Annotated in this window: 15 protein-coding genes; 13 read left to right on the forward strand and 2 right to left on the reverse strand. The window is 46.5% G+C overall.

What is annotated here, in order from left to right; translation table 11 throughout:
- The first annotated feature begins 9 nt into the window (after positions 1 to 9).
- From J2T19_RS07390 to J2T19_RS07410, 5 genes are all read left to right on the forward strand, one after another.
- Entirely contained in the window at positions 10 to 762 is a 753-nt protein-coding gene (locus J2T19_RS07390) for a vWA domain-containing protein (protein WP_056700796.1), read from the forward strand.
- A gap of 22 nt (positions 763 to 784) precedes the next feature.
- Positions 785 to 1,618, forward strand: a complete 834-nt coding sequence (locus tag J2T19_RS07395; protein WP_307214589.1) for a protein phosphatase 2C domain-containing protein — start codon at positions 785 to 787, stop codon at positions 1,616 to 1,618.
- Positions 1,619 to 1,813: 195 nt separating this feature from the next.
- Positions 1,814 to 2,620 carry an SDR family oxidoreductase gene (locus J2T19_RS07400; protein ID WP_145046461.1) on the forward strand — a complete coding sequence of 269 codons (807 nt, stop codon included), beginning with the start codon at positions 1,814 to 1,816 and terminating at the stop codon, positions 2,618 to 2,620.
- Between the two features lie 345 nt (positions 2,621 to 2,965).
- Positions 2,966 to 5,485 carry an ATP-dependent helicase HrpB gene (gene hrpB / locus J2T19_RS07405; RefSeq protein ID WP_307214309.1) on the forward strand — a complete coding sequence of 840 codons (2,520 nt, stop codon included), beginning with the start codon at positions 2,966 to 2,968 and terminating at the stop codon, positions 5,483 to 5,485.
- A gap of 141 nt (positions 5,486 to 5,626) precedes the next feature.
- Positions 5,627 to 6,229 carry a general stress protein gene (locus tag J2T19_RS07410; RefSeq protein WP_239289421.1) on the forward strand — a complete coding sequence of 201 codons (603 nt, stop codon included), beginning with the start codon at positions 5,627 to 5,629 and terminating at the stop codon, positions 6,227 to 6,229.
- A gap of 132 nt (positions 6,230 to 6,361) precedes the next feature.
- On the opposite strand, the gene J2T19_RS07415 is transcribed toward J2T19_RS07410, so the two are convergent.
- Positions 6,362 to 6,745, reverse strand: coding sequence for a YidH family protein (locus J2T19_RS07415; protein ID WP_056700806.1), 384 nt, complete (start codon positions 6,743 to 6,745; stop codon positions 6,362 to 6,364).
- Positions 6,746 to 6,833: 88 nt separating this feature from the next.
- Between J2T19_RS07415 and J2T19_RS07420 the strand changes: the two genes are divergently transcribed.
- The 5 genes from J2T19_RS07420 to J2T19_RS07440 all read left to right on the forward strand — a co-directional run bounded on the left by J2T19_RS07420 (position 6,834) and on the right by J2T19_RS07440 (position 12,093).
- Entirely contained in the window at positions 6,834 to 8,009 is a 1,176-nt protein-coding gene (locus J2T19_RS07420) for an acyltransferase (protein WP_307214310.1), read from the forward strand.
- Positions 8,010 to 8,358: 349 nt separating this feature from the next.
- On the forward strand, positions 8,359 to 8,733 hold the full coding sequence (locus tag J2T19_RS07425; protein WP_056700809.1) for a replication termination protein: 375 nt from the start codon (positions 8,359 to 8,361) through the stop codon (positions 8,731 to 8,733).
- 2 nt (positions 8,734 to 8,735) lie between these two features.
- Entirely contained in the window at positions 8,736 to 9,746 is a 1,011-nt protein-coding gene (locus tag J2T19_RS07430; RefSeq protein ID WP_307214311.1) for a Gfo/Idh/MocA family protein, read from the forward strand.
- A 273-nt stretch (positions 9,747 to 10,019) separates the two neighbouring features.
- The gene (locus J2T19_RS07435; protein WP_307214312.1) at positions 10,020 to 11,309 is read left to right on the forward strand and encodes an MFS transporter; all 1,290 of its coding nucleotides are present in this window, start codon (positions 10,020 to 10,022) and stop codon (positions 11,307 to 11,309) included.
- Between the two features lie 163 nt (positions 11,310 to 11,472).
- Positions 11,473 to 12,093, forward strand: coding sequence for a winged helix-turn-helix domain-containing protein (locus J2T19_RS07440; RefSeq protein ID WP_307214313.1), 621 nt, complete (start codon positions 11,473 to 11,475; stop codon positions 12,091 to 12,093).
- 229 nt (positions 12,094 to 12,322) lie between these two features.
- Here the strand turns inward: J2T19_RS07440 and J2T19_RS07445 are convergent, their stop codons facing one another.
- On the reverse strand, positions 12,323 to 12,889 hold the full coding sequence (locus tag J2T19_RS07445) for a TraR/DksA C4-type zinc finger protein (protein WP_056700816.1): 567 nt from the start codon (positions 12,887 to 12,889) through the stop codon (positions 12,323 to 12,325).
- A 206-nt stretch (positions 12,890 to 13,095) separates the two neighbouring features.
- Here J2T19_RS07445 and J2T19_RS07450 point away from each other — a divergent pair, with 206 nt between their 5' ends.
- The 3 genes from J2T19_RS07450 to J2T19_RS07460 all read left to right on the forward strand — a co-directional run bounded on the left by J2T19_RS07450 (position 13,096) and on the right by J2T19_RS07460 (position 14,764).
- Positions 13,096 to 13,473: a DivIVA domain-containing protein gene (locus tag J2T19_RS07450; protein WP_128101499.1), complete on the forward strand. Its 378-nt coding sequence runs from the start codon at positions 13,096 to 13,098 to the stop codon at positions 13,471 to 13,473.
- 313 nt (positions 13,474 to 13,786) lie between these two features.
- Positions 13,787 to 14,221, forward strand: a complete 435-nt coding sequence (locus J2T19_RS07455) for an Rrf2 family transcriptional regulator (protein WP_056700820.1) — start codon at positions 13,787 to 13,789, stop codon at positions 14,219 to 14,221.
- 45 nt (positions 14,222 to 14,266) lie between these two features.
- The gene (locus J2T19_RS07460) at positions 14,267 to 14,764 is read left to right on the forward strand and encodes a metallophosphoesterase family protein (RefSeq protein ID WP_307214314.1); all 498 of its coding nucleotides are present in this window, start codon (positions 14,267 to 14,269) and stop codon (positions 14,762 to 14,764) included.
- Positions 14,765 to 14,788 lie beyond the last annotated feature (24 nt).

The raw sequence follows: 14,788 nt of genomic DNA on the forward strand, positions 1-14,788 counted from the left end.
TCATCCCAGATGAACTATACAATTCAAGCATCCCAGCGCACACCTGCATTGATTATCTATTTAATTGATATTAGCGCCTCCATGAACATGGTTCTGGAAAATCGTAGACGGATTGATGTGGTCTATGATGCATTGGCTCTGGCCATCCGCCAAATGGTCTTTCGTTCGACCAAAGGCAATCGATTGACACCTCGTTACCGTATTGCGATCCTTGCGTACAGTGATGATGTATATGACTTGCTTAACGGTATTAAAGGCATCGACGAAATCGCTGCCGTTGGTTCGTTGCCTGACCTTACACCTAAGCGGTTCTCGGATTCGGCCAAAGCTTTTCTACAAGCGGAGAAGATTCTTCAGGCTGAGATTCCTAATATGCAGGACTGTCCAGCGCCGCTCGTTTGCCATATGACAGATGGCGTGGCGACAGGTGAAGATCCTGAGCCGATCGCTAAACGAATCATGGGCATGAGTGTTCCGGATGGTAATGTGTTGGTGGAGAATATCTTCATTTCCGATCACTTGCTGGAAACTCCGATCTCGGAGCCAAGACGTTGGAAAGGAATCTCTTCAGAAACAGTACTGCAGGATGAACATGGGGAGAAGCTACGGAATATGTCTTCCGTGTTGCCAGAGAGTTACCGTGAGATGCTAGTTGAAGCCGATTACCTGCTTGCCCCTGGTGCGTTGATGATGCTTCCAGGTACGTGCGCAGAACTGGTATCCATCGGCTTTCAGATGTCCGCTGCTACGCCTGTTAGATAGGAGGGGGTTTCATTTGAGGACGATGCGTTTGGCCACACTGCCCGAAGGAGATCAGAGAGTGCAAGCGAAGCAGAGGCGCGGCGACTTTCGTTATGTGAGTGTTCAGACAGGAGAACAGCCGTTAACCCGATATCAAGGTGTTCTTCAATGCCGTTATGGATATGGGAGAGCGGCTGAAACCGTGAATCAAGGAGATACAGGTCAAGATTTTGCTGCTGTTCGGTTGAACGGCAATGTATGTAACTTTGTTTTATGCGATGGCGTGGGTATGAGTTACCTAGGTGATTTCGCTGCAAGGTTTCTAGGTAATTCGCTGCTCGATTGGTTGGAAACCACATCTGTGCCGAGTGCAGAAGGGATCGAGAAGCTTCTTCAAGATCTCACGATCCCTGCATCGGAACAGTTAGAGAAATTGCAGCCCCTAGATAATTCGCCATTGCTTCTACGTGAAGTGTTAATGGAGAAACGAAGCAGGGGTAGTCAGGCTATGTATGTGTGTGGTCGAATCATACTTTCTGGTGCTTCCAGAAGGAGTCGTGTCTGGATTGCCTGGCAAGGGGATTCGCGTATTCGTCTGTGGCGAAACGGACAAGAGCAATCGGCTACTTTTCAGAAATACTGCCGTACCAATGAACGGTGGTCTACACGTGAAGGGACAGTGGGCGGCAAACCGCATATTTTCGAGGCCAAGATGTCTGGGAGTGAAAAGGTTCGCCTACAGCTCTATACGGACGGTCTAAATGATCTTGATGCGATACAAGCCTATATTCCGGATGAGCATATTCAAGTGTTGCTTGATTCCAGGCATACCGGAGGGCTTGAAGATGATGCCGCTTTCATAGAGCTAGAATGGTAACGAGATGAATGAATGAAGAAGGATCGATGTGTGACATGATTTTCTTCTGCATGCTGATATGTAAAAAAATAGGTCATGCTTGATTTAAAAGACGCTCTTTTTGGGTAATCTTGTGAAGAATATGCTTCATGATCATTATGAAGCAACACGTACATTCTTACATAATTGCTGAGAAAAAAAGGAGTGGAATAGATAATGACACAACATAACGGTAAATCACGCTTCGCTGGCAAGGTCGCCATTATTACGGGAGCAGGTTCAGGGATTGGAAAAGCTACAGCACTTAAGCTTGCTAGCGAAGGGGCTCACGTTGCCTTATTTGATCTGGTCAATGATCGCATTTCGAAGACAGAAGATGAGATTAATTCAGTCTACAAAGGTGCAGCACGAGCATTCGATGTCGATATTTCTGACGCATCCCGTGTGGAAAAGGCTGTTCTGGAGACCGTTGAATTATTTGGAGGTCTGGATATCGTATTTGCCAACGCTGGCATTAACGGTGTATCTGCACCTATTGAAGAAATTCAGGTTGAGGATTGGAAACAGATCATTACAACGAATCTGGATGGCACGTTCTTCACAATTAAATATGCATTACCACATCTGAAGAAACGTAGCGGAGGCAGCATTATTATTACGAGTTCCATTAACGGGAATCAGCGTTTCTCAAGCTTCGGGATGTCGGCTTATAGTACGTCCAAGGCGGGACAAGTCGCTTTTGCCAAGATGGCTGCCTTGGAACTCGCTAAATTTAAGATTCGTGTAAATGTCATTTGCCCGGGTGCAATTGCAACCAATATTGATCAGAGTACGGTCAAAACCGATGATTTGCAGCAGATTGTCATTCCTATTGAGTTCCCAGAAGGGCAACAGCCACTTGCAGATGGACCGGGTCAGCCGGAACATGTTGCCGATCTGGTTGCTTTCCTAGCTTCAGCAGAATCAAAGCATATTACAGGTGCAGAGATTGTGATCGATGGTGCAGAATCACTGCTCAGCTAACAAAGAAACATTGTAGATGAGCTATGAATGTAATCAATGGTTAAGGTTAAATACGGTTTGTATTAGGGTCGTTCCTTGGGAACGGCTTTTTTTGTTATAATGCGACTATGTATATTTAGGTGAGACATATTTACACGGATATTTATGAGGGTATCTCTACAGAACATCTTAATCTCCTCGATCAATAGAAATCGAACTTACTAAAGTGATATGAGACGGATGGATAGGAGCAAAAGAGCAGGATGGCTTGGTTATGAGAGTGATCTGCATAATGTGATGCTCATGGTCTGTAGTCCGTTCAATATGTGTGCAAAAGTTAGTGTGACATCAAGTGGGAGCGATGATATGAAGATAGAATTACCGATACAACAGATTATTCCTGAACTGAAGCAGCAATTGCGGGAACAGGATACGGCTGTTCTGATTGCAGAGCCGGGAGCCGGTAAAACAACCGTTGTTCCGCTCGAACTCTTGGGTGAGCCATGGGTTAATGATCGGAAAATATTGATGCTGGAGCCTCGCCGTCTGGCAGCTCGATCTGCGGCAGCTCGGATGGCGGCTTTTCTCGGGGAAAACGTGGGGGAGACCGTTGGATATCGGGTACGCATGGATACACGAGTAAGTCAGGCTACCCGGATTGAGGTTGTAACAGAAGGTGTATTAACACGTATGTTACAGCAGGATCAGGGGTTAGAGGATACAGCGATGATTATTTTCGATGAGTTCCATGAGCGGCATTTACATGGGGATCTGGGTCTTGCACTGGCGTTGGAATCCAGAGCGATGTTGCGTCCTGATCTGAAGTTACTTGTGATGTCGGCTACGCTTGATCCGGTGCCTATCTGTACATTGCTTGGTGAAGGGACGAGCTGGTTGGATTGTCCTGGCCGTACCTTTCCAGTGGAAACACGATACGTCCATAGGCCAGCTTCTGCGCAGCTTGAGGAATTCGTTGCGCGTGCGATAGCTAATGCTGTTGCTGACCAAGAAGGTGACATGCTGGTATTTCTTCCTGGGGCGAGAGAAATTTATCGAACTGCCCGAGCACTCGAAAGCATGATGCTTCCTGCTCATGTGTTAGTTCAATCGTTATATGGCAGCATGCCATTAGAACGACAGGATGAAGCGATTCGCCCTGCAGCGCAGGGCATGCGCAAGGTTGTGTTATCCACTTCTATAGCCGAATCAAGTCTTACGATTGCAGGCATTAAAGTGGTTGTGGATGCCGGGCTTAGCCGGGCATCCGTATTCTCGGCACGCACAGGGATGAGCCGTCTGATGACGATGCCGGTATCTAAGGCATCGGCAGATCAACGGCGGGGGCGTGCAGGGCGAACTGCCCCAGGGGTGTGTTACCGGCTATGGAGCGAGGAGGCTCATGGTGCGTTGCCTGAGGCAGCGCGCCCAGAGATTACCTCCGCGGATCTTGCGCCGCTGGCGCTGCAGCTTGCCGCCTGGGGAGTCCAGTCCCCTGCAGAACTGCAGTGGCTGGATACCCCGCCTGCCGCTGCCTTCGGCCAGGCACAGGCGCTGCTGCGCCAGCTGGGCGGCCTGGATGACGCAGGCCGCATCACGCCCTTTGGGCGGCGGATGAACACGCTGGGTGTTCATCCACGACTGGCCAGCATGCTGCTCCGCGCGGCGGAGCTTGGGCTGGCCAGCTACGCCAGCATGCTGGCGGCGCTGCTGCAGGAGCCTCCGGGCCTGCGCAGCAGCGGTAGTGCCAGCGCGGGCACGGATCTGCGCCCGCGCGTAGAAGCGCTGCTGATGGCTGACAGCAGCGGCATGCCGCAGGCGGCAGCGTCTGTCGCAGACGCAGCTGCCGTGCGGCGCATGCTCCAAGAGAGCCGCCAGCTTCGCTCGGCGCTCGACCCGGCGCAGCATTCGCTCCGGCCGGATGAGGACAGTTGCGGATTGCTACTGTCCTTTGCCTACCCGGACCGAATCGGGCAGCGCCGGGAGGATGGCCGCTATCTGCTGAGCAGCGGCCGGGGTGTGCGGCTTGCAGCGACAGAATCGCTGAGCCGTTCAGCCTGGCTGGTCGCAGCGGAGGCAGACGACCAGGGTGCAGATGCACGCATCCTGTTAGCTGCGCCAGTGCCGGAGCAGCTCTTGCTGGATCATGCTGCACATTTGTTGCATGAGGAAGATCGCATCGTGTGGGATCGCAGCACACGAAGTGTAAGAGCACACCGTTCCCTCCGAATTGGCGCAATTGTTGTGAAGGAGAGTGGCATTACTCATCCTGCGGAAGATCAGGTCATGGAGGCGATGATCAGTGGCATTCGTTTGGAAGGCTTAGCTTGCCTCCCTTGGAATAAATCTTCTCGGCAGCTTGCAGATCGATTACGCTTTTTGCATACACACTTACCAGGTTGGCCTAATCTGTCTGCTGACGAACTAACGACTGATTTTGCAGCAAGGCTACGACCATTTTTGAGTGGAATGCGATCTGTCACAGATCTCAAAAAATTGTCGCTCCAAGATGTACTGCTAAGTGAACTGAGCTGGGAGCAGCGTCAGCAAATGGATCAAGAGGCGCCTACACATATTCAGGTTCCAAGTGGATCTCGGATTCCGATTGATTATAGTCGTCCTGAAGACCCTACGTTGGCAGTTAGACTCCAAGAGATGTTTGGGCAACAGGAGACACCTCGGATCGGTGGTGGACGTGTACCTCTTACTGTGCATTTGCTATCACCAGCGCAGCGTCCTGTACAAGTGACGCGGGATTTAGCAAATTTCTGGCGTGAGACCTATTTCGAAGTGAAAAAGGATCTCAAAGGTCGTTACCCGAAACATTATTGGCCAGATAACCCTTTAGAAGCGATGGCAACCAATCGAGCTAAGCCTCGCGGCAGTTAATCGTTCAAAGTCTCATCAATGGGAAGTGGTTGATTGTATTTTATTATACGAACACATATTATTTCGGACAGAAACGTTTGAAAGAACTGAAGACGGGTAATAACATAGCGAACCACTCAAACCAATGAGGAGGGATTCACTATGCAGAAAAAAATCGTAGGTGTTTTTGATACAGAACGTGAGGCATCGCAGGCTATTGAGAGTCTGAAAGCTCAAGGATTCAGTTCAGATGAAATCTCAGTTGTTACACAGGATCGAGATGACCTGAAAGCTATTCGTGAAGAGACTGGCACTAAAGCGCCAGAAGGGGTAGCTGCAGGAGCTGCAACAGGTGGCGTACTCGGTGGTGTCGCTGGATTGCTCGCAGGTATTGGAGCGCTCGCCATACCAGGGATTGGACCAATACTGGCAGCGGGACCAATTGCGGCGGCATTTACGGGTGCGGCTGTTGGTGCAGGAGCCGGCGGGCTTGTAGGTGGACTTGTCGGACTGGGTATTCCAGAAGAGGACGCCAAACAATACGAGGAATATGTGCAAGGTGGTAAAATCCTGCTTCTCGTTGACTCGTCGGATCGAGACGAGCATGTCTATGATGTATTCAGTAACCACAGCCAGTTGAACCGCGACAGATACAGTGCGGATCGAACGGATGTGCCTGCTGAACGAGCAGATCTTGATATGGAAGAGCGTAGACTCGAAGCTCAGACGAAGGCAGCACGCTTCGGCAATAATACATTCCTATAAGAGGTTGAATTGAATCTATCATTCATGACGACTTCTAAGATTCATAAGATAGGCATTAGCCGGTTTCCCTCAAGGAAGCCGGCTTTTGAACCTGTATAGGGAACGCAGGGGCTGGACTGAAGGATGTGAACACTATTCACTAGGGAATAACAATACATACAATAGAACGGCCAAGGCGAGTCCGATGACGAGTATGGTAATGGTTAAGAATTGAATTAAGTGCGTAGTAGCTTGGAACGTTTGTTGATTTATTTGTTTGCGTTTGCGATGATAGGAGCTTGCTGAAGTGAGAATAATGAGGATACCGCTCACCAGAGACGTCACTCCTGTAATGATTGCGGCAATATGAGCAATCTGATCATAGAGAGATGAGCTGAAGCCAAATCCAGCAGCAAGAAAGCCAATACCAACTAGGGCAATCCCCGTTCGCACCCAAGCTAGAAAAGTCCGTTCATTCGCTAGATGCTGCTGTACATATTTCGAATCAATTGTAGTTTGTTCTTCCTTAGAATCCATGATGTGAATCACCCCGATCGGCACGAAATGTGTACTGCCATATTGTACATATTTTTTAACGTAAAACCAAGAAAGGCGGCTGAACGTTATGCCTCGAAAAGAACGAATTGTGGAAATTGAATCCCTTCGGGGGATGGCTTTTGCGGCCGTTGTGTTACAACATTCGATTGCACACTTTTCAATTGTTCCAGAAACCAAGCTAGAGGATGGCGTGTTATTAGCAATCCTATTAATGCTTACAAAGTTCGCAGTGCCTTTATTTATTTTTATTACAGGCATGGTGCTCTTCTATAACACAGGAGATCAGTTGAACTACAGTCGTTTTATGCATAAACGATTAACGGATGTGATCATCCCATACGTGATTTGGACACTGATTTATTTTGTCCTTACGCCAAATGGAATTAGAGGAATCGGGTGGCAGCAACTACCGGAGCTGGGGTTGAAATTGCTAACAGGAAAAACGACCTCTCATTTCTGGTATATTATTATGCTGATTCAATTCTATGTACTGTTTCCACTATTCCTGCGCGCCATTCGTTATGTATACCATCGATTTGGATCGAGAGGAAGGGGGATAGCACTACTTATTACTGGCGCGGTATATCTTATCCTTACGGATCAACTTGGCAACATAGGTGCCTTCATGGAGAGACTGCACATTCCTGTATTGACCGAAGCGTTTACGACCTATGCAGACCGAAATTTCTTATATTTCTTTTTCTATTTTGTACTAGGTGCGGTGGCTGGACTTTCAGTGCAACACTGGAATATGTGGATATCACAGTTACGCTGGGTGTACTGGATCGTGTTTATTGTACTCGGATTACGGTTTACATATCTATTAATGCTAGAATATCAAAAACCGGAAGGCATTCGTATCACTTTTTACACCGTGAGTCTAATCAGACCTGACATGGCAATATTCCTCATTGCTTCGATAATGGTAATGTATCAACTGGCGGGCAAGCTGCGTAATCCTTTTGCTGTTCGGTGGCTTGGATGGATTGGTGGGGTATCCTACGGCGGTTATCTGATGCACATGCTTATGCTACGATACAGCTACATTCCGGATGAACTACTTTATGTTGCTTGGGGGATCAACCCGACCATTCGTATGATACTTACATGGATTCTCGCCCTGGCGTTATCTTGTGTACTGACATGGCTTATTTCGCGAATCCGTTGGGGGAAATGGATTGTCGGCACCGTACCAGGTGGTAAGAGTAATATCCGAACAAAACAACATATGAAAAATTCATAATAGTTTCAATTGGACTAAACCGTGGAGAATTCAAGTGAGCAATCTGTGCCCTATTTACGTTTTTTGGATTTTCCACCATCGGTTTAAGAGATCCAGATTTCAGGTACATTAAAATCAAAATTTTAAAAATTCAACATCTGAAAAATTCACAATAATAAACCCGTTCCTTCCAGCCGCTGTCCTCTCTATTTCTTCATGATTCGTTCTTCCAAGTAATCGTTAGACTAAAGGAGGGTCGAATAAAGTCCAACAGGATAGAAGAGTCGAGAAAAACGGAGAGAGATGGCAGAAACCGAACATAAGTTTTATAATACACACAGAGAGGTTAATGGATAGGAGGGGAACCAACGTGGCCTTTATGATTGCACAGCGAGCATTTATCAAACTTTATCTAATAACGATGGTAGAGCAGCATAGAGGATATGGGTATGAGATGTTAGAGGAAATGAAGCAAGAATTCAAGGATTATGGTTATGTACCACCTCAGAGCGAGATATACCGGGCACTACATGAACTGGTGCAACAGGGAATCTTTTATCGAACGAAAAAGCTCAAGGGCAACGATCCCAAAGTCGACTTTCAAGAGATTGTCTTGTATCACTTTACAGATGACGGAGCAGAAAAGGCCGAGTTGTACAAAAAACAGGTCAAAACAGACTTGGATCGGTGTCTCGGCATGCTCCATAAGGCAGAGCAGGATAACTACGGTACGAAAGGAAGATAAGCATGAGCAGACTATTACAGTGGGGCATTCTGGGTACCTCGACGATTGCAAGAAATGCGGTTATACCGGCAATACAGCAGTCTGAGCGTGGCGAAGTGCTTGCCATTGCTAGTCGTAGTAAGGAGAAGGCTGAGGCCATTGCAGAAGAATTGGACATTCCTAGATCCTACGGTAGTTACGAAGAGCTTATCGCGGACCCTGAGATTGAAGCAGTGTATATTCCACTTCCGAATCATATGCATAAGGAATGGACAATCCGAGCAGCCCAAGCTGGAAAGCACGTTCTATGTGAGAAACCTGCAGCATTGAATGCGGATGAGAGCTCCGAAATGATACAAATATGCAAAGAGTATGGCGTTATCTTCGCTGAAGCGATTATGTATCGCTACCATCCTAAGCACAGACGGGTAGAGGAGATCATTGCCAGTGGTGAGATTGGAACCGTTCGAGCCATTCATGGTAATTTTACGTGCAATACCGCAGATGATAAGGAAAATGTGAGATTCAAACGTGAAATGGGCGGCGGATCATTGTTTGACCTAGGTGTTTACCCAATCTCCGCAGCACGTATGTATCTTGGACAGGAACCAGAGGCGGTTACGGTGCATGCGCTATTTTCCGATGAACATGATGGTGTAGATATGATGGCCTCAGGCTTAATTGAGTTTCCTGAAGGTGTAGCCTTAACCTTTGATTGTGGAATGTGGGCTTCTGGTCGAGCTGAAATGGAGATTCTCGGTACAGATGGGCGTATTGAACTACCGAAGGTGTTTGGCTGGGAGAACAGTGATATTCCACCACAGATCATTGTGCATACCGATTCCGTAAGCCGGGAAGAACGTGTATCCGTATCTAATTCGTTTGTTCTGCAAGCAGAGACTTTTGCTTCGGCTGTGCTTGAGGGTACGCCTTTACCTTTTGAACCCGAAAATACAGTGAATAATATGCGTGTCATTGATGCTTGTCTGGAATCGGCAAGAACACGTCAGCGGATAGTGATTAACAAAGTATAGATTTCCATACCTGCCACCTTTTGCGATATTAACTTGGCACTACCATATAGCTCAATACAGGCTCCATCCTTCGGGATGAGGGTCTTTTTTGTATGTTTATTGACGCTGGGTGTAGAGAAGTAATAGGGAATTGTTGCTGGAGAAGAGTAGTGTAAACAATCGTTTTAAATACTAACGATAAAATTATTTTCACGAAGGGGTTGTTTTTCGTTAAAGATTCGTTAAAATAATATTAACATTAAAAATATTTTAACGTTGAAGGGCGGGCTAACAATGAGTGAAGGTATAGTGGTACGCAAGCAGGGAATTGGAGAATTGTTACGGATCAGACCGTACGTGCAGTTTATGCTAGGCAAGGTTATCGCTAGGTTTGGTGATTCGATTGATTCAATCGCTTATAGCTGGATGGTGTATATGTTAACGGGTTCGAAGTTGCTAATGGGGACACTGCTCGCGGTTAATTTCTTGCCTAATATTCTGCTGGGTCTGTTCGCAGGAGCACTGGTTGACCGAATGTCGCCTAAAAAAGTGATTGTACTCACCAATGCGGGGCGTGGATTACTTGTTGGTATAACAGCGTTGTTGTTCAGTTTGGGTCAATTGCAAGTATGGCATCTGTTCGTTGTAACCATCTTGATCTCACTTCTAGAGTGCTTCACTTCTCCTGCAGAGGTATCCAGTGTACCGCGGTTATTACCTCAATCCATGTTGCTTTCCGGTAATGCGATGTCGTCTTCAGCGTCAAGAGTGGCAGAGCTTGCAGGACTTGCGTTGGCAGGGGCGCTCATTGCAACAGCAGGCATTGCATGGACTATTTTTATCGATGCTGTATTGTTCGCCTTAAGCGCAATATGCATGAGTCGTGTTGTGTATCCAACCAATACATCGTCTACGCATGAGAATCGAGCTATACATGATGATTCGGTGAATCCATCTGCTAATACCAAAAGTATATTTGCCGAAATGATGGATGCTTTTCTTTTTGTTCGTAAACATGTCCTTCTACTCATCGTCTCCATCTTGTTTGCCTTCGTCAATTTCTGCCTTATGCCTTTCAATGTTCTACGGACGCCGTATGTCATGGAGACACTCCAGGCAGGAGCGGGCGGATTGAGTCTGCTTAGTGGACTGATGGTAGGGGGGATGGTGCTTAGTGGACTATGGATGTCACATGCAGGGGCGAATTATCGTAAAAGCATGCTGGTCATTAGCGGCATCGTCATGCTCGGTCTTAGTTATGCATTAACTGCACTGCCTGCCTATATGTCGGACTTCCAATTGCCTACCGCTGCCGCATGCTGCTTGCTGATGGGATTCGGGATCCCACTCGCGACGACACCACTGGCCTCTTATCTGATGGAGGTTACCCCTTCCGAAATGCTCGGTAGAGTATCAGCTCTTCAAAGTATGTTATGTCTTAGTGTTGTTCCGCTTGGCAGTTTGGCTGCTGGAGCGCTGGCAGAGTGGATTGCATTGCCTGTACTGTTCATCGTATTTGGTCTACTACTTGCGTTGTCTGTTATTATGATTCTATTTAGCAAAAATTTTCGGCAGATGTCGTGAATGAATGACATGGATTCCCAAAGTCTAAGTTGTGAAAGTTCACGTTCGTTCTACGAAACAACACTAATGAGTCTTTGACCCTTTCATATCCCGGAGCATTTTGACCAAAGCCCTGTTGGAACGCTATAATATAGAGATAAGCCCGGAAATGAGGATATAAGGGATGCAGCACATTGTACTTTCAACAATAGAAGAGATCAAAGTGTATTCTGACCCGTACCGTATACAGATCATGAACACATTTCGTAAACAGGGAAGACCCTCTACGGTGAAAGAAGTGGCTGACTTGATGGGAGAAGTGCCTGCCAAGGTACACTATCATGTGAAGAAGCTGGAGAAGATCGGATTGCTTACCCTCGTCTCCACACGCGAAATCAATGGGATTATTGCCAAATACTATGATCCTTTTGAAGGCGAGATTCATCTTCGGCATGAAGATGAGGGGGAGTCAACGCTCAAGCAGGTCTTTCAATCGGAAACATTAAAGTTATTAAATGAAATGTATGAGCAAAGTCGTGAGAGATTTATGAAACAGGCTAATCAAGGTGATCGTATGTTCATCTCTGACATGACCTTATATGCAACGAATGAAGAAGCAGAGCAGCTCTTTAAGGATATTACGAAGTTATGCGAGCCTTATTTTACAAATGATAAGAAAAAAGATGATCAAGAAGAGTTTCGGTTATTCTCCAGTTTGTCCAAACAATTGGAGGATGAGCCGGATTCAAAGACCGAAGTAAAGCCGTCTAAGAAAAGGAAGTCCAGTTCTAAGCCGAAGTCATGATCAGGTTCAGTCTAGAGGAATTGGATTTGTGCGGACGTCCTGATTAACCAACCGCAATGTTATCTGAAGATGAGCGAGGGGTACCATAAGACAAGTGGATGTGTACGTAGAAAAAAGCCGCCAATGGCGGCTTTTTCATGCGTGCTCAGAACAATAGTTAAGCGCAAGGAATGGTATCGCTGACCAACAGAGCAGTTAACCAATTCCTGTAGAGAATTATGATTGAAGACTACATGTTCTCATCATAATCTCTTACTTCACGTTTGGCTGCTGTTGCTGGAGAGTTGGACGTGCCATACTCGCTGACCGCTTCCCAAGCGTCTGCATGATCGAATTTACCTGCATTGCGCTGTCTGACCTCACCAGCACCAGTTGGAGGCATGGTCATTACTTCTTCCTCGACAGGGCGATCGTTGCTTAGATCACGCTGAGGGGTATCGTCGATACAGTAGGCGGTGTAGGGAATGGCTTCCAGTCGTTCAAATGGTATATCCTTACCACAGGTGATACAGGTTCCATAAGAACCATCTTCAATTCGTTCCAACGCCTCGTTCACCTGATCGAACTCATCGCTCAAGGTATCATCTACGGCAAGATCCCGGCTACGCTCAAACGTTTCTGTACCTGCATCTGCTGGATGGTTATCGTATGATGACAGCTCACCGGTTGAATCCTTGAGAGATTCTGCTGGAGCTCCATCCTCCATGCTGGATTCAAAATGGCGCTGTAAATTTTCACGTTGCTCCAAAAGAGCATCCTTTAATTGGTGAAGTTGATCTTTCGTTAATGTACTCATATCGACTTGCTCCTTTCCCGTAATGGGTGTGTAGTCAGTCCTTACCCGATTTTAACGAGGAGCAATCATGTTTTGCTTGAAATAGAGGCTACGCTGGTTTCATATCTGAACGATAATGTGTTATAAAAAATAGAGAGAGAAATGCCGCAGACCCATAAAATTCATATGGAAGTTGCTGTGCATTTGATATAATGGAGGTTGTCATTATGGATGAACATATGAAACGAAGATTGGATAAACAAAGACAATTGTTTAAACAACTTGGCGTGCAGCTCGATGCATTGTCAATTCATGAGAAACAATTTAACTATAAACTTCGCGGATATGACCCTGACGAGGTAGATGCTTACCTTGACTTGGTTATCAAGGATTATGAGCGGTTCTATGCCAACATAGCCGATCTGATGGATAAATGGCAGGAGCAGCAGATCGTCATCCGGGATCTGAAGTCGACGGCCAAGCCCGTAGATGATCCAACGAAGATTGACCGTAAACAACTAGATGATATCGTGAAGCAACTTGAATATAGTGTACGGCAGCTCAAAATCAGGGCACGTCCTGAACAGAACCTATTTCCTGAATAAATAAACAGCGAGTTGTTCTTCTAAATTGTGATGGATTGAACAAGCATCTGAAATTACTGTTTGGAAATGTTAATAATAAAAGTGCGTGTTCAAAAAGGACGGTTTTCAGTACCGAGAAGATGGGATGAAGTTAGAAATGGAGTAGCGGAGTGTAGGATAAACGACGTGAGCAACTACATTGTTTCCGAAGGAAACAACCTTCGTGAGCGTCTACTTATTTCGGCTGAGTTCCATATTTGACGCTGAGATGCCAACAGGCATCCCTCGTAATCAAAAGCGTTTTTTTTGAACAACCTCTAAAAGGTGGTTAATCATGAGTACTCATTTTTCGGTCAGTGTGCATTGCTTGTTACTGTTGTCCTTGGATGCCCCTGAACGAATCACTTCTGCAGAGATTGCAGGTAGTATTAATACGAACCCTGTCGTTGTTAGACGGATTCTAGGTGGGCTGAAAAAGGCAGGTCTTGTGGATTCATCTCCAGGAACAAGAGGATTCTATCTAGCAAAACCTTCCAGTGAAATTACGTTAGCCATGATCTACGAAGCTGCTAAGGATGAAGGGCCTCTCTTTCCGATTCACGGCAATTGCAATCCAGACTGTAATGTAGGTTTACGGATCGATGGATTGCTGAACAATCTATATAAAGTAGCTGAAGAGAAGGTACAGCAGTTTTTTGCATCAATTACCCTTGAAGATATGGAACGCTCTTGTTTGGAGATGGACGAGGTTTCAACGCCGGCGCAGTGATGGAAAACCCATTCTAGGTACAGAGATAGAAAGGTGTGCAGTAACATGAAAATTATCGTGGTCTCGGATACGCACTTACCCAGAAGAGCCCGTGAATTGCCTGAGCCTCTAGTACAAGAGCTGTCAGATGCTGATCTTATTTTGCATGCAGGCGATTGGTCTGACTGGAGCGTGTATAAACTACTAAGCAACTATGCGCCAGTAGCTGGTGTTACAGGCAATACGGATCCTCCTGAAGTTGCGGATAAGCTTGGATTTTCTCGTATTGTTGAGGCCGATGGTCTTCGGATTGGGCTCGTGCACGGTCATCAGGGCTCTAAGTGGACAGAACAAAATGCCATTCAGACCTTTGCGGGACAGCAAGTGGACGCTATTGTATATGGACACTCCCATATCCCGGTTATGCATTCGGTAGATGACGTGTTGGTGTTCAACCCTGGTTCACCTACGGATCGACGTTTTCAGAAGCAGTATTCGTTTGGCATTATGAAAACACATCTTGGCAAGTTACAGGCAGAGCATGTATTTTTTGATCGGAAGTAAGTAGTTGTGAGATGAGATAGTTCA

Source organism: Paenibacillus tundrae (assembly GCF_030812775.1).
GTDB lineage: Bacteria > Bacillota > Bacilli > Paenibacillales > Paenibacillaceae > Paenibacillus > Paenibacillus tundrae_A.

Excerpts from the sequence above, each read along its gene's own strand:
- J2T19_RS07390 (WP_056700796.1), top strand. The coding sequence starts at position 10 with ATGAACTATACAATTCAAGCATCCCAGCGCACACCTGCATTGATTATC.
- J2T19_RS07395 (WP_307214589.1), top strand. The coding sequence starts at position 785 with ATGCGTTTGGCCACACTGCCCGAAGGAGATCAGAGAGTGCAAGCGAAG.
- J2T19_RS07400 (WP_145046461.1), top strand. The coding sequence starts at position 1,814 with ATGACACAACATAACGGTAAATCACGCTTCGCTGGCAAGGTCGCCATT.
- hrpB (WP_307214309.1), top strand. The coding sequence starts at position 2,966 with ATGAAGATAGAATTACCGATACAACAGATTATTCCTGAACTGAAGCAG.
- J2T19_RS07410 (WP_239289421.1), top strand. The coding sequence starts at position 5,627 with ATGCAGAAAAAAATCGTAGGTGTTTTTGATACAGAACGTGAGGCATCG.
- J2T19_RS07415 (WP_056700806.1), bottom strand. The coding sequence starts at position 6,745 with ATGGATTCTAAGGAAGAACAAACTACAATTGATTCGAAATATGTACAG.
- J2T19_RS07420 (WP_307214310.1), top strand. The coding sequence starts at position 6,834 with ATGCCTCGAAAAGAACGAATTGTGGAAATTGAATCCCTTCGGGGGATG.
- J2T19_RS07430 (WP_307214311.1), top strand. The coding sequence starts at position 8,736 with ATGAGCAGACTATTACAGTGGGGCATTCTGGGTACCTCGACGATTGCA.
- J2T19_RS07435 (WP_307214312.1), top strand. The coding sequence starts at position 10,020 with ATGAGTGAAGGTATAGTGGTACGCAAGCAGGGAATTGGAGAATTGTTA.
- J2T19_RS07440 (WP_307214313.1), top strand. The coding sequence starts at position 11,473 with ATGCAGCACATTGTACTTTCAACAATAGAAGAGATCAAAGTGTATTCT.
- J2T19_RS07445 (WP_056700816.1), bottom strand. The coding sequence starts at position 12,889 with ATGAGTACATTAACGAAAGATCAACTTCACCAATTAAAGGATGCTCTT.
- J2T19_RS07450 (WP_128101499.1), top strand. The coding sequence starts at position 13,096 with ATGGATGAACATATGAAACGAAGATTGGATAAACAAAGACAATTGTTT.
- J2T19_RS07455 (WP_056700820.1), top strand. The coding sequence starts at position 13,787 with ATGAGTACTCATTTTTCGGTCAGTGTGCATTGCTTGTTACTGTTGTCC.
- J2T19_RS07460 (WP_307214314.1), top strand. The coding sequence starts at position 14,267 with ATGAAAATTATCGTGGTCTCGGATACGCACTTACCCAGAAGAGCCCGT.